We start from the raw sequence: 13,051 nt of genomic DNA, 5'->3' as shown, positions 1-13,051 counted from the left end.
GTCGGCAGCCGTCAGAGAGCCGACTCCCCGAGCTGGACGTGCATCGTGAACCGGTCGGCGCGGTAGGTCGACCTCGAGACCTGGACGACCCGCTCCGCGCAGAGCGCGCGCCGGGCGAGCCGGAGCACGGGCTGCCCCGCCTCGACGCCGAGCAGCTCGGCCTCCTCGGTGCTCGCGCGGTCGGCCTGCACGGCGTCCTCGGCCCAGGTGGGCCGTAGCTGCCGCCCCTGCAGGGCGTCGTAGAGGCTCGCGGGCAGGCCTCCGGCCAGGAAGCCGGGGAGGAGCGCCTCGTTGAGGTAGGCGTCCTCGAGGCACATGGTGGCGCCCCCGGCGCGGCGCAGCCGCTTCCAGTGCACCACCGGGGAGTTGGGGTCGATCTCGAGGGCGCGTGCCACCCCGGGACCGGCCTTCTCCACCCGGGCCAGCAGGGTCCGGGACTCCGCGGTCAGGCCGCGCCGGCGCATGTCCTCGGTGAAGCTGGTGAGCTGCGCGGGCCGACGCCGCGGACGGGCGACGAAGGTGCCGCGACCGGGCATCCGCTCCAGCAGCCCCTCCGCGACCAGGGCGTCGAGCGCTTGGCGCACCGTCATCCGGGCGACCTTGAACTGCGAGACCAGCTCGCGCTCCGAGGGGGCGGGAGTGCCGGGCTCGGCGCCGTCGAGGAGGTTGCGGACGTGCTCGCGCACGACCACGTGCTTGAGCTCGCGCTGCACCATCTCGACCGCCTGTTCCACGAGCGGAACGATAGGCGGACGCGACCCGCCGCGTCCGGCGAATGCGCGAAGCCGAGGCTCGCCCTCAGTCGGTGCCGATCGCCTTCAGCACGTCCAGGCCGGCCGCCCGTCGGGCGGGAAGCACCGCGGCCAGCACCCCCACGACGACCGCGACGACCAGGAACGCCGCCATCTGGTTCCACGGGATGGAGAGGACCTCGAGCCCCTGGTCCCGCAGCGAGCGCATCAGCGCCGTGCCGAAGCCGACCCCGAGCCCGACGCCGAGCAGCGCGCCCAGGGTGGCGATCACCACCGACTCCAGGGTGATCATCCGGCGCAGCTGGGGACGCCCCAGGCCGATGGCGCGCAGCAGCCCGACCTCGCGGGTCCGCTCGATGACGGAGAGGGCGAGCGTGTTGACGATGCCGAGCACGGCGATCAGCAGCGCCAGGCCGAGGAGCGCGAAGATCATCAGCACCAGCTGGTCGATCGGCTCGCGCTGCTCCTTGGCGAAGGCCTCCTGGTTCTTGACGGTCAGGGTGACCAGGTCGGCGACCACCTCCTCCACCCGGGAGCGGACCATCAGGTCGTCGTCGCGGACGTCGAGGACCAGGAAGTTGTCCTGGTCCGGATACCCCGCCCGCACCAGCGTCTGCTTGGTGGTGACCAGCGAGGCGCCGAGGACCGGGTTGTCGGCGAAGACCCCCGCCACCCGCAGGGACTTCCGGGAGCCGTTCATGGCCACCTCGACCTCGTCGCCCACCCCGACGCCGGCGTCGTCGGCGAAGCTGCGGTCGACCATCACCCGGCCGCGGCGCAGGTCGTCGACCGACCCGTCCAGCACCTCCATCCCCAGCGGGCCCCGCAGCGCGTCCGCGCTGGCGGCGGCCAGGCCCTGCTGCTCTCCCTCGACCTCGGCCCAGACGAAGCGCTGGGCCACCACCCGCTCCACCCCGTCGATCCGCTTCATGCTGCGGGCGATGGACGGCGAGAAGGGCTGGCCGAAGCTGTTGCTCACCAGGAGGTCGCCGCGGAAGTTCTGCTCGATGCTCCGGTCGACGCTGGCCTTGGCCGAGTCCCCGAGGATCGCCATGGTGCCGGCCAGCGCGAGCCCGATCATCAGCGCGGAGGCGGTGGCCGTCGTCCGGCGCGGGTTGCGCAGCGAGTTCTGCCCGGCCAGGTTGCCCACCGTCCCGAAGAGGGCGGCCAGCACGGAGCGGGCCCCCGCCAGGAACGGGTAGCTGATCACCGGGCTGGCGGCCACCACCCCGAAGAGGATGCCGAGCACGCCGGCACCGACGAACCATCCGTCGCTCTCCACGTCGACCGCGAAGAGCCCCATGGCCAGCGACGTCCCGCCGACCACCAGCAGCGCCATCCCGAGCCCGAACCGCTTGCGCAGCGAGCCCTCGGGCATCGCCACGTCGTCGCGCAGCGCCTGCACCGGGGCGATCCTGGCGGTCCGCCGCGCCGGCAGCCACGCCGCCGCCATCGTCACCGCGACGCCGACCAGGTAGGCGGCGACGAAGGTGCGGGGGCGGAAGACCAGCTCCTGGCCGGAGAGGTCGAGCCCGATCGTGGCGAAGAGGCTCCGGATCGCCAGCGCCATCAGCACGCCCAGCCCGATGCCCAGGGTGGCCCCCAGCGCCCCGAGGACCGCCGCCTCGGCGAGCACCGACCCGGTGACCTGTCGCTTGGAGGCTCCCAGGGCGCGGAACAGGGCCAGCTCGCGACTGCGCTGCGCGACCAGGATGGAGAAGGTGTTGACGATGAGGAACGCCCCCACCACCAGCGAGATGCCGGCGAAGATGAGCAGGAAGGTGGTCAGGAAGCTGACCGCCTTGAGGAGCTCGGTGGCGCTCTCCTCCGCCGCGTCGTCGCCGGTCTGTGCCTCCAGCCGCTCGGGGAGCACCTCGGCCACGCGGTCCCTCAGCGCCGCCTGGGAGACCCCCGGCTCGGCGGTGACCCACACGTCGTGGAACTTGCGCCGGCCGTCCAGGAAGAGCCGCTGGGCGACCTTGGTCTGGAAGCCCACCCACGAGGCTCCGTTGAGGGAGCCGCCGTCGACGAAGTCGACGATGCCGACCAGCTGCGGGGTCAGCACCGGCCGGTCCAGGGTGGTGATCAGCTGCACCCGGTCGGCCACGAAGTAGCCGGCCCGCTTGGCCGCGCCCGCGTCCATCACGATCTCGCCGGGGCGCTCGGGGGCGCGCCCGCGCACCAGCTGGAGGCCGGCGAGCCCGTGCCCGGCGGGGGCGCCCGTCCAGTTCCCCGCGAGGCCCGGCGCCCCCATGCCGCCAAGGGCCTTGCCGTCCTGGCCGACGATCATCACCGAGGCGTCGCTGACGTTGCCGTCCACCCGCGCCACCCCCTCGACCTGCTCCAGCTTCCGGACCAGGCTCAGCGGGATGGTGCGGGTCGAGCCCGAGCCGGACGCCTCGCCGGCGGGACTGACCACCACGTCGCCCACGGTGGAGGCGAAGAGGGCGGTGAAGCTGCGGTTGAGGGTGTCGGTGAAGATCAGGGTGCCGGCGACGAACGCCACCCCGAGCACGATGGCGAAGGTGCTCATCAGGAGGCGCACCTTGCGCCCCAGCAGACTCTTGATCGCCGCGCGGAACACCGGAGTCGTCCGGCCGGGTCAGCGTGGACCGGCGCCGGGCGCCGTCATCCGGGTCATCACCGTGAGCACCTGCTCGCGGTCGGGCTCGTGCAGCTCACTGACGAGTCGGCCGTCGGCGAGGAAGACGACCCGGTCGGTGTAGGCGGCCGCCACCGCGTCGTGGGTGACCATCACGATCGTCTGGCCGTAGTCGTCGACGCTGCGGCGCAGCAGCTCGAGCACCTCCGCGCCGGAGTGCGAGTCGAGGTTGCCGGTCGGCTCGTCGGCGAAGACGATGCGGGGACGGCTGACCAGGGCACGTGCCACCGCCACCCGCTGCTGCTGGCCGCCGGAGAGCTCGTTGGGCTTGTGGTCCAGCCGCTTGCGCAGACCGACCGTGTCGATCACCACGTCGTACCACCGGCGGTCGGGCTTGCGCCCGGCGATCGAGAGGGGCAGGAGGATGTTCTCCTCCGCGGTCAGGGTGGGCACCAGGTTGAAGGACTGGAAGACGAAGCCGATCTCGTCGCGCCGCAGTGCCGTCAGGCCCGCGTCGTTGAGCTTGCTGAGCTCGCGGTCGCCGATCCACACCTGCCCCGAGGTCCCGGTGTCGAGCGCGGCGCAGCAGTGCATCAGGGTGGACTTGCCCGACCCGCTCGGGCCCATCACGGCCGTGAACTGACCGGCGTGCAGGTCGAGGGTGACCCCGTCGAGTGCCTTCACCTGGGCCTGGCCGGAGCCGTAGGACTTCGTGAGGTCACGCACCCGGGCCGCCGGCGCGCCACCGTCGCGAAGACGGGTGGCGGAGCCCTCGGCGAGTGCGGTCATGACCCTAGCCTCCCGTGCCGGTCAAGGCTGGCGCCACCGGTATCGGGTTATTGGACGAGGGGTGGACGGCACAGGCGTGACCCCACGATGCTTGTGGGTCGAACGCCTGTTCGATAGCCTCACCGTCATGGAGCTCCAGTCCAGCCTCTTCGCCGCCCTCGACCCCGGCCCCTCAGAGCTGCGCCCGGAGCGCCGGCCGCTCTCCCGTGGCGCCTGGGTCGACGTGCAGCCGGCGTGGCTCGGCGGGGCCGACGAGATCTTCGGGGCCCTCGTCTCCGACGTCCCCTGGCGGGCCGAGCGCCGCGAGATGTACGACCAGGTCGTGGACGTGCCTCGGCTCCTCCACCACTACGGCGTCGGGGCACCCCTCCCCCACCCGGGCCTGGTCGCCGCCCGCGAGGCGCTCTCGGAGCACTACCGCCCCGAGCTCGGGGAGCCGTTCGTGACGGCGGGGTGCTGCTTCTACCGCGACGGCCGCGACTCGGTCGCCTGGCACGGCGACCGGATCGGGCGGAGCCGCACCCGGGACACGATGGTCGCCATCGTCTCCCTCGGCGACCGGCGTCGGCTGCTGCTGCGCCCCCGGGGCGGCGGGGCCTCGATCTCGGTCACCCTCGGTCACGGTGACCTGGTCGTGATGGGTGGCTCCTGCCAGCGCACCTGGGACCACGCCGTGCCCAAGCAGGCGCACGCCGGGCCGCGGATCTCGGTGCAGTTCCGCCCGCGCGGCGTGCTCTGAGCCACGGGCGGGCCTCTTCCACCAGGTCTCGGCCGATGCCACAGGCACCGAGATCAGCGGTGAGCTCGCCCGCAGTGCCGGGTGACCTCGGTGTCGCAGTGGTCGGGTCCGCCGCGACCGTTGGCGCGGTCACGTCCGCGGCCACCGATCAGCCGGTCGCCGACCTTCGTGGACGAGCCCGCCAGCACGTCGCGGCCCGGACCTCCGAGGGCGACCTGCCGCTGGGCGGGGGAGCGCTTGTAGCGCAGATCGTTGTAGGTCAGGCTGATGAGGTCCCCTCCACCCTGCCCACGCACCAGCACGTCGCGGCCGAAGGCGGTGAGATGGTCGGCACCCGGCCCCCCGTTGGCCCTCACGACCTTGCCGCCCAGGACGGCCTGGTCGTCACCGCTCCGTCCATGGAACGTCACCCGATCTGCGAACGCGTCCACGTTGTCACGTCCGTCGGTCCCGACGATCCTCGTCAGGCCACCCTTCGCACTGCTCGCGAACCGCCCGTGCTCGACACCGGTGAGCGGAGCGGTGTCACCGTCGCACGTCACGTCGGTCGCGAGCCGGACCGTCAGGTCGGCGCACCCCCGGTTGTATTCGACGCGGTCCCGTCCCGGTCCACCGTCGATCTCGCGCACCTGCAACCACGAGCTGTATTCGCCCCCGACGGCGTCGTCTCCGCCGCCCATCCGCACCTCACCCAACATGCCGTGGCGGACGTAGAGGGTCTCGTCGGCCTCGGTGCCGAGGAAGGAGACGGGGGACTCCCAGTTCGGGGCCAGGTACTCTCCGATCTCCCACGAGCCGACAAGGCCCTCCCAGGCCAGCACCTGCACACCGTCCACGGTGGCACGCGCGGAAGGTGCGTCGATCAGCAGTTCAGGATCCTCCCCCGAGGGAGGGGGTGGCAGGACCGCGGAGAGGTTGACCGCGGTCGGGGCGGCGCTGGAGAAGTCAAGGCGACCCCCGGAGGCCATCGCCCCCCGGTAGTGGAGCTCGGCCGCACCTGGCCCGAAGGAGATGACATCGGCGTTGCCCCCATCGGCGGACGGGAGCGACCACACCGCATCGGCGAGAGTCGAATCGGCGGGGCCGCCACCCATGTCGATCACATCCCGCTGGCTTCCTGGCAGGGCTGTGAAGTCGTCCGAGCTCTCCGCATCGGCGAAGACGGTCTCAGCGAAGCTGCCGCCGGTGAACCGGTCGTCCCCGCCACCGAGGTAGACCGTCATGCCCGAACCCTGGCTCGACTCGTTGACCACCACGTCGTTGCCGGGTCCGGCGTACACCACACCCCACGGCCCTTGCGGGTCCCGACCTCCGGATGGGGCCCCGTGAACCAGGCAGATCGTGTCGTCTCCGCCCAAGGCGTCGAAGCTGTTCCATCCCCCGGGCGTCATCGCGACCACGTCGTCGCCCTCGGTACCGGTCTCGACCCGGGCGGTGGCGACGATCGCCACCGGCTTGCCCAGGCAGGTTGTCGCCGCGGTCGCGCCGGCTGGGGCCAGGGCCCCGCCCAGTGCGAGGGCGGGTACGACGGACGTGAGCGCGACCGCGGGCAACAGGACAAGTCGTGCGAGCTTCACTGGAGCTCCTGGCTTGGTCGAGACCGTCTTCGTTTGACGAAGACTAGCGGCAACGAGGCGAGCTGCCGATGGTCAAGAACTCGACCGGCTTCGTCGGTGCCCGAGCAGGTCGCTCAGCGGTTCGCCGGTTCGTCCCAGCCCCGCCGGGGAGCGCGGGCGCTCGGGGTGACGGCGTCGCGGGAGCGGTAGACGATGTAGGGCCGGGTCAGGTAGCCGACCGGGGCGGAGAAGACGTGCACGAGCCGAGGGTCCTTGGACCCGGGCCTTCGGTACGGGGTCAGCGACGCAGGTGCCGGTCCAGGAACCGCACGGTCTGCTGCATCGAGAGGAGCCAGCGGGGCCCGAAGGCGTGCTGCTCGCCCTGGTGGACCCGCAGGGTGCTCGCCACCCCGGCGCGCCCCAGCAGCCGGTGGGTGGTCCGCGCCCACGGCAGCGGACAGGAGTCGTCCAGGGTGCCGTGGTGGGAGAGGACCGGCACGGAGATCCGGTCGAAGTAGCTCCGCGCCGAGAGGGCCTCGTAGAACGCCGGCCGCTGCTGGGGGGAGCCGAACCGGTCGAAGAGCCGCTCCGCGGCCTCGGGGCGCTCCGGGAGGGTCCAGCGGCGCAGGTTGTCCAGGTAGTCCGAGCTCACCGAGGCGTAGAGCACGGCGGCGTCCACCAGGTCGGGCTGGGCCACCAGTGCGTTGAGGGTGACCCCACCGCCCATGGAGCGGCCGAGCATCGCCATCCGCTCCCCGTCGACCTTCGGCTCCTTGCGCAGGGCGTGGACGGCGTTGATCGCGTCCCGGGTGTAGCCCAGCCGGGTCTCCCGGTCGAGGTCGCCGGCGGGGTCCGAGCCCGCGTGCCCCCGGTAGTCGGTGTGCAGCACCGCGAAGCCCTGGCGTGCCAGGTGGTCCTGCTCGCGGCTGAGGCCCTGGCCGGTGGCATAGATCGACGGCTCGATGTAGCCGTGGTTGAGCACCACCCCCGGGAACGGCCCGGGGCCCTTCGGGATCAGCATCACCCCGGAGACCCGCAGGTCCCCGCTGCGGTAGCTCACCTCGTACTCGGTGTAGGCCTCGTCGTCGACCGAGACCCGGAGCCGACGCGGCCGCTCGCTGCTGAACTCCTCGGCCATCAACGCGGGCAACGAGTACGGCGAGCGGACGGCCGGCGCCGCATCGGGCGACGCGGCATCGGGCGTCGCGGTCTGCGAAGGAGTGGCGGGCTGCGAGGGCGTCTGGGTCTCCGCCGGCGTACGGCGCATCTTCTCCGCGTCCTCCGTGCACCCGGCCAGCACCGCTGCGCACGCCGCGAGCAGGACGGTCGCCGCACGCACCGCGCCCATCCTCAGCCCCGCAGCGGGTCGAAGGGGCGCAACGGCGCGGGCAGCACCCCGGTCACGATCCGCTCGGCCAGCAGCCGGCCCGTCACCGGCCCCAGGGTGATGCCCCACATGCCGTGACCGCCGGCGACGAAGACCCGGTCGGACCTCGTCGCCCCGATCAGCGGCAGCCCGTCGGGGGTGCAGGGACGCGCGCCCACCCACTCGTCGCGCCGCGAGCCGAGCTCGGCACCGCGCAGCAACGGCCTGGCGGCGTCGACGATCGCCTCGATGCGGCGGGTGTCCAGACCCGCGTCGGCCGGTCGGAACTCCATCATCCCGGCGATCCGCAGCCGGTCACCGTCCGGCGTGCAGGCGACCCGCTGGGCGGGGAAGTAGACCGGCCCGCCGGGCACCGGGTCGATCGGCACGGTGAAGGAGTAGCCACGGCCCGCCTGCACCGGCAGGGTCACGCCGAACGGGCGGGCCAGCTGGCTGAGCCAGGCGCCGGAGGCGATCACCGCGGCGTCGTAGGACTCCCCGGCCACCTGCACCTGGTCGCCGCGCTGCTTGAGCGCGTCGACCTGCACGCCGCTGACGATCCGCGCGCCGCGCTTGCGGACCTCCTCGGCGAGGGCCGCCACATACGTGCTGGGGGTCAGGTAGCGCTGCCCGTCGAGGCGGATCGCGGCCCCGATCGCCGGGGAGAGCGCGGGCTCGAGCGCCCTGGCCTCATCGCCGGTGAGCACCTCGTAGTCCAGCGGCTGCCCGCTGTCGCGGATGTGCTCGATCTCCTCGAGCAGGACCGAGCGCTCCGCTGGTGTCCGGTAGGCCGCCAGGAACGGCCGCGCCTCGGGCGTCGGCGCCTCGACCCCGCCGGCGCGGAGCCGTTCGAAGTCGTCGAGCGCCAGGGAGTTGATCGGCACCAGGGACCGCATCGCCACCCGCCAGCGCTCCATCGTGGAGTTGCGGGCGAAGCGGACCAGGAAGGAGAGCAGCCGGCGGTCGGTGGTGATCGGGACGTAGACCGGCGACTTCGGGCTCACGACGGCGCGGAAGCCGAACTTGAGCACGGCCGGCTCGGGGAGCGGTGTCGCCAGGCCCGGGGTCAGCCAGCCGGCGTTGCCCCAGGACGAGCCCGCTGCCACGCCGGTGCGGTCCAGGACCGTGACCTTGACGCCCTCCTCCTGGAGGAACCAGGCGGTCGCCAGGCCGACCATCCCGGCCCCCACGACCGCCACGTGGTCCGGTCTCTGTGCAGCCATCCTCGAAGCATGCCCCAGTTCTGTGACAGCGGCTAGTCACATCACGCGGCAGCTGTCACAAGGCGAGGTCCGGGACATGCAACAGGGCCCCCGCCGGAGCAGGGGCCCTGTCGATGGTGCGTGGAGCGTGGATCAGAAGTCCATGCCACCCATGCCACCGGTCGGGTCGCCGCCCATGGGCGCCGCCTTCTCCGGCTTGTCGGCCACGACGGCCTCGGTGGTCAGGAACAGCGCCGCGATGGAGGCGGCGTTCTGCAGGGCGGAGCGGGTGACCTTCGCCGGGTCGATGATGCCCTCGGCGATCATGTCGACGTACTCGCCGTTGGCCGCGTTGAGGCCGTGGCCCGACTCCAGGTTGCGCACCTTCTCCGCGATGACGCCACCCTCGAGACCGGCGTTGACCGCGATCTGCTTGAGCGGGGCCTCGGTCGCCTTGCGGACGATCTCGGCACCGGTGGCCTCGTCGCCGGAGAGGTCCAGCTTCTCGAAGGCGGTCTTGGCGGCCTGCACCAGGGCGACGCCACCACCGGCGACGATGCCCTCCTCGACGGCAGCCTTCGCGTTGCGGACGGCGTCCTCGATGCGGTGCTTGCGCTCCTTGAGCTCGACCTCGGTGGCCGCGCCGACCTTGATCACCGCGACACCGCCGGCCAGCTTGGCCAGGCGCTCCTGCAGCTTCTCGCGGTCGTAGTCGGAGTCCGACTTCTCGATCTCGGCGCGGATCTGGTTGACCCGGCCCTCGATCTGGCCGGTGTCGCCCGAGCCCTCGACGATGGTGGTCTCGTCCTTGGTGATGACGACCTTGCGGGCCTGACCGAGCAGCTCGATGCCGGCGGACTCCAGCTTGAGGCCCACCTCCTCGGAGATGACCTGGCCACCGGTGAGGATCGCGATGTCCTGCAGCATGGCCTTACGGCGGTCACCGAAGCCCGGCGCCTTGACGGCGACGGACTTGAAGGTGCCCTTGATCTTGTTGACCACCAGGGTCGACAGCGCCTCGCCGTCGACGTCCTCGGCGATGATGACCAGCGGCTTGCCGGACTGCATGACCTTCTCCAGCAGCGGGAGGAGGTCCTTGACCGACGAGATCTTGGAGTTGGCGATGAGGATGTAGGGGTCCTCCAGGACCGTCTCCATCCGCTCGGGGTCGGTGACGAAGTAGGCCGAGATGTAGCCCTTGTCGAACCGCATGCCCTCGGTCAGCTCGAGGTCGATGCCGAAGGTGTTCGACTCCTCGACGGTGATGACGCCTTCCTTGCCGACCTTGTCCATCGCCTCGGCGATGGCGTCGCCGACCGTGGTGTCGCCACCGGCGGAGATGGTCGCGGTGGACGCGATCTGCTCCTTGGTCTCGACGTCCTTGGCCATGCTCAGGAGCTCGGTGGAGACGGCGTCGACGGCCGCCTCGATGCCGCGCTTGAGACCCATGGGGTTCGCACCCGCGGCCACGTTGCGCAGGCCCTCGCGGACCATCGCCTGGGCGAGCACGGTCGCCGTCGTCGTACCGTCACCGGCGACGTCGTCGGTCTTCTTGGCAACTTCCTTGACGAGCTCGGCACCGATCTTCTCGTACGGGTCCTCGAGCTCGATCTCCTTGGCGATCGACACACCATCGTTGGTGATAGTGGGCGCGCCCCACTTCTTCTCGAGGACGACGTTGCGACCCTTGGGGCCCAGCGTCACCTTGACCGCGTCGGCGAGCGTGTTCATGCCACGCTCGAGACCACGACGGGCCTCCTCGTTGAAAGCAATCAGCTTCGGCATAACTCCTGTGATTCCTTTTCGGGAGTTCGGGGGTGCGGCCCTGATGGGTTGCCCGCGACGGACGATCCGGCTGCCCGGCGAACCCTTCCCGCCGGCGCTTCGGACCTCAACGTCACCAGTCCGCGTCTGTCACTCTCATGTCGAGAGTGCCAACTCCATGTTTAGCACTCGACTCCGGCGAGTGCAAACGCCACCCCCGGGATTCCGGGGGCGGCGTCGGCAGGAGGGGCTGGGGGTCAGAGCGGCATCTTGAGGAAGCGGACGCCCTTGCTCACCTGGCCCAATGCGGTCTGGAAGATCTCCGCCAGCTCTGAGCCGTTTGCGGCACAGAAGAAGAAGTCGCCGTCCGAGTTCTCCTGGGAGATGCTCGAGTTGGTGTTGCACGCGTTCGCCGCACTTGGCGCACCGGTGCTCGGGTGCGGCGAGGCAGCCTCTGCCAACACATCGCGAACATTCTTTCCACCGCTCGTCGATCCAGTTTTGCCCCCGAAGTTGTTCCAGCGCGTGCATCGGGCTGACGTGACCTCATCGAACCCGATCGTGATCACGAGGATGCCCTGCGCCTTGGCACTTTCGGCCACCTTCACCAGGTTCTGGCAGGCGAGGTTGCCGTCCGGGTCGCGCAGCTCGGCACCCCCCGTCGTGACGACGGTCTGGGCGGCCGTTCCCGACTTGACGAACTCGTTCGGCGCACCGTCCGTCTCCAGGATCAGCACCTTCTTGACCTCGCCCTCACGCGCATTGGCCGCGCTCAGCTCGTCCAGGTTGCTGTCGTCGAGCCCGAGCAGCCTGCGCGCACCCTCCTTCAGCGGCGCGGCGAGATGCGTCCCGTACTCGCCGGCGGACCCCTTGGTGCAGTTGATCGTCTTGTACACGACGTCGCTGGTGCGCCAGTTCCGTGACCCGGCGTCCCCGTAGACGTAGTCACGGCTGAAGTCGGAGGGGATCCACTTGTGCGACGAGACCTGCAGCTCGGCAGCCGTCCAGGCGGGCGTGACCTTGCTGTTGCTGCCCACGCTCTTGCTGGAGGGCACCTTCCTCGGCTCACTGGGACAGGTCGCCGTGGGGGCGCTCTTGTCGATGGCGCCGATGGAGAGGAAGTGCATCGACGGGTCCATCGTGAGCATCATCGCCTTGATCGCGTTGACCATCGCCGTGCGGTCACCGGACGAGAGGCTCGCCGTGCGGTCAGCCAGCACCACCACGTCCATCGGGTTGGGTGCCGCGGTGCCGCACGACCCCTTGCACGCCACGGAGACCAGGGCCCCGGTGTCGCCCTCCTTGAAGCCGATGGCCGGGGCGAACGCGTAGGGCACGACCTTGGAGTCCGCGACCCGCACGGTGTTGCACTTGATCGAGGAGTCGGTCGCGGAGGGGATGCACGGGATGAAGCAGAGCTCCGCGGTGCACTTGGTGCCCGGGTACGGCTTCGAGCCGTGCGGCTTGCACGTCGAGGGGATCTGGGTGTACTTGGGGAGGTACGGCGTGGTGCCCGTCGACGCCACGACGCACCACAGGTCCGAGGTCACCGTGGAGTCGGGATCGTTGGCCTTGGCCATCTGGTTCACGATGCCCTGGACACTGGTCGACGAGGCGGGCAGAGCCAGCGCTCCGGCGTGGGCGGCCGTGTCGACGGTGTCCCTCAGCTGCTGCTTGGCCGCCACGTTGCTGGCGATGTCCACCCCGATGGCCGCCAGCGCCATGAGCAGGACGACCAGCATCGAGAACAGGACGGCGTAGGCCCCTCGCTCGTCGCGGCGACGCTGCAGGAATACCTGACGACTCATTCGATCCTCATCTCTGCCTTGCGGGTGAGATCGAACCCGCCCGGGAAGAACATCCCGACAGGCGTCAGCATGTTGTGCTGGTACTTGATGGTGACGACGGCGGTCCCGCCGGTCGCCTTGTCGGTGTCGTAGGACCCGCAGGCGCCGCCGGGGGCCGGAGGAACAGCCGGCTTGCGGCAGGTCACGGTGATGAGGACGTTGGAGGTGTTCCCCACCTGGGCAGTCGCCGCTCGGGCCACCTGCTCGACCTGCACCTTGGTGGCGTTGAGGCTCGCCTCACGGGCCGCGTCACGCGCGGCGTTGTTGAGCATCGAGCCGCGGTTGATCATGTAGCCGAAGTCGATGATGCCGAAGAGGAGCATCAAGAAGATGGGCAGGATGAGCGCGAACTCGACCGCGGAAGCTCCCCGCTCATCGCGGCGCCTACGACGTATCGACATGGGACTCCTCAGACGGTCGCGCCGGCCAGCACC

The 13,051-nt window shown here is 70.9% G+C and carries 11 protein-coding genes; 1 reads left to right on the top strand and 10 read right to left on the bottom strand.

All coding sequences use genetic code 11. The features are described from left to right. Nucleotides 1-11: 11 nt before the first annotated feature. The 3 genes from AC3X7R_RS05895 to AC3X7R_RS05885 form a co-directional block, all read right to left on the bottom strand. The gene (locus AC3X7R_RS05895) at nt 12-734 is read right to left on the bottom strand and encodes a GntR family transcriptional regulator (protein WP_489964644.1); all 723 of its coding nucleotides are present in this window, start codon (nt 732-734) and stop codon (nt 12-14) included. Between the two features lie 64 nt (nt 735-798). Then, nucleotides 799-3,285 (bottom strand): ABC transporter permease, encoded by a 2,487-nt coding sequence (locus AC3X7R_RS05890; protein ID WP_489964643.1) that lies wholly within the window; start codon nt 3,283-3,285, stop codon nt 799-801. Nucleotides 3,286-3,354: 69 nt separating this feature from the next. Continuing rightward, complete coding sequence (locus tag AC3X7R_RS05885) at nt 3,355-4,143, bottom strand: ABC transporter ATP-binding protein (protein WP_489964642.1); 789 nt, start codon at nt 4,141-4,143, stop codon at nt 3,355-3,357. Between the two features lie 127 nt (nt 4,144-4,270). On the opposite strand from AC3X7R_RS05885, the gene AC3X7R_RS05880 reads away from it, so the two are divergent. After that, a complete protein-coding gene (locus AC3X7R_RS05880) occupies nt 4,271-4,882 on the top strand; it encodes an alpha-ketoglutarate-dependent dioxygenase AlkB (RefSeq protein WP_489964641.1) in 612 nt (203 codons plus the stop codon). A gap of 53 nt (nt 4,883-4,935) precedes the next feature. On the opposite strand, the gene AC3X7R_RS05875 is transcribed toward AC3X7R_RS05880, so the two are convergent. The 7 genes from AC3X7R_RS05875 to AC3X7R_RS05845 all read right to left on the bottom strand — a co-directional run bounded on the left by AC3X7R_RS05875 (nt 4,936) and on the right by AC3X7R_RS05845 (nt 13,018). Further along, nucleotides 4,936-6,459, bottom strand: a complete 1,524-nt coding sequence (locus AC3X7R_RS05875) for a hypothetical protein (protein ID WP_489964640.1) — start codon at nt 6,457-6,459, stop codon at nt 4,936-4,938. Nucleotides 6,460-6,572: 113 nt separating this feature from the next. Beyond that, nucleotides 6,573-6,698 carry a hypothetical protein gene (locus tag AC3X7R_RS05870; protein ID WP_489964639.1) on the bottom strand — a complete coding sequence of 42 codons (126 nt, stop codon included), beginning with the start codon at nt 6,696-6,698 and terminating at the stop codon, nt 6,573-6,575. Nucleotides 6,699-6,736: 38 nt separating this feature from the next. Beyond that, complete coding sequence (locus tag AC3X7R_RS05865) at nt 6,737-7,777, bottom strand: alpha/beta hydrolase family protein (protein ID WP_489964638.1); 1,041 nt, start codon at nt 7,775-7,777, stop codon at nt 6,737-6,739. A gap of 11 nt (nt 7,778-7,788) precedes the next feature. Beyond that, the gene (locus AC3X7R_RS05860; RefSeq protein ID WP_489964637.1) at nt 7,789-9,027 is read right to left on the bottom strand and encodes an NAD(P)/FAD-dependent oxidoreductase; all 1,239 of its coding nucleotides are present in this window, start codon (nt 9,025-9,027) and stop codon (nt 7,789-7,791) included. Between the two features lie 132 nt (nt 9,028-9,159). Beyond that, nucleotides 9,160-10,791, bottom strand: a complete 1,632-nt coding sequence (groL, locus tag AC3X7R_RS05855; RefSeq protein WP_489964636.1) for a chaperonin GroEL — start codon at nt 10,789-10,791, stop codon at nt 9,160-9,162. A 236-nt stretch (nt 10,792-11,027) separates the two neighbouring features. Continuing rightward, entirely contained in the window at nt 11,028-12,578 is a 1,551-nt protein-coding gene (locus AC3X7R_RS05850) for a TadE/TadG family type IV pilus assembly protein (RefSeq protein WP_489964635.1), read from the bottom strand. Then, nucleotides 12,575-13,018 carry a TadE/TadG family type IV pilus assembly protein gene (locus AC3X7R_RS05845; RefSeq protein ID WP_489964634.1) on the bottom strand — a complete coding sequence of 148 codons (444 nt, stop codon included), beginning with the start codon at nt 13,016-13,018 and terminating at the stop codon, nt 12,575-12,577. Before AC3X7R_RS05845 ends, AC3X7R_RS05850 begins: the two co-directional genes overlap by 4 nt. Nucleotides 13,019-13,051: the final 33 nt, after the last annotated feature.

Source organism: Nocardioides sp. Z22_16, assembly GCF_058134365.1.
This window is presented reverse-complemented; position numbering and strand designations above follow the sequence as displayed.

What these genes read in the sequence shown, in the direction of transcription:
- AC3X7R_RS05890 (WP_489964643.1), bottom strand. Translation starts at nt 3,285, where the DNA reads ATGAGCACCTTCGCCATCGTGCTCGGGGTGGCGTTCGTCGCCGGCACC.
- AC3X7R_RS05885 (WP_489964642.1), bottom strand. Translation starts at nt 4,143, where the DNA reads ATGACCGCACTCGCCGAGGGCTCCGCCACCCGTCTTCGCGACGGTGGC.
- AC3X7R_RS05860 (WP_489964637.1), bottom strand. Translation starts at nt 9,027, where the DNA reads ATGGCTGCACAGAGACCGGACCACGTGGCGGTCGTGGGGGCCGGGATG.
- AC3X7R_RS05880 (WP_489964641.1), top strand. Translation starts at nt 4,271, where the DNA reads ATGGAGCTCCAGTCCAGCCTCTTCGCCGCCCTCGACCCCGGCCCCTCA.
- AC3X7R_RS05845 (WP_489964634.1), bottom strand. Translation starts at nt 13,018, where the DNA reads ATGTCGATACGTCGTAGGCGCCGCGATGAGCGGGGAGCTTCCGCGGTC.
- AC3X7R_RS05850 (WP_489964635.1), bottom strand. Translation starts at nt 12,578, where the DNA reads ATGAGTCGTCAGGTATTCCTGCAGCGTCGCCGCGACGAGCGAGGGGCC.
- groL (WP_489964636.1), bottom strand. Translation starts at nt 10,791, where the DNA reads ATGCCGAAGCTGATTGCTTTCAACGAGGAGGCCCGTCGTGGTCTCGAG.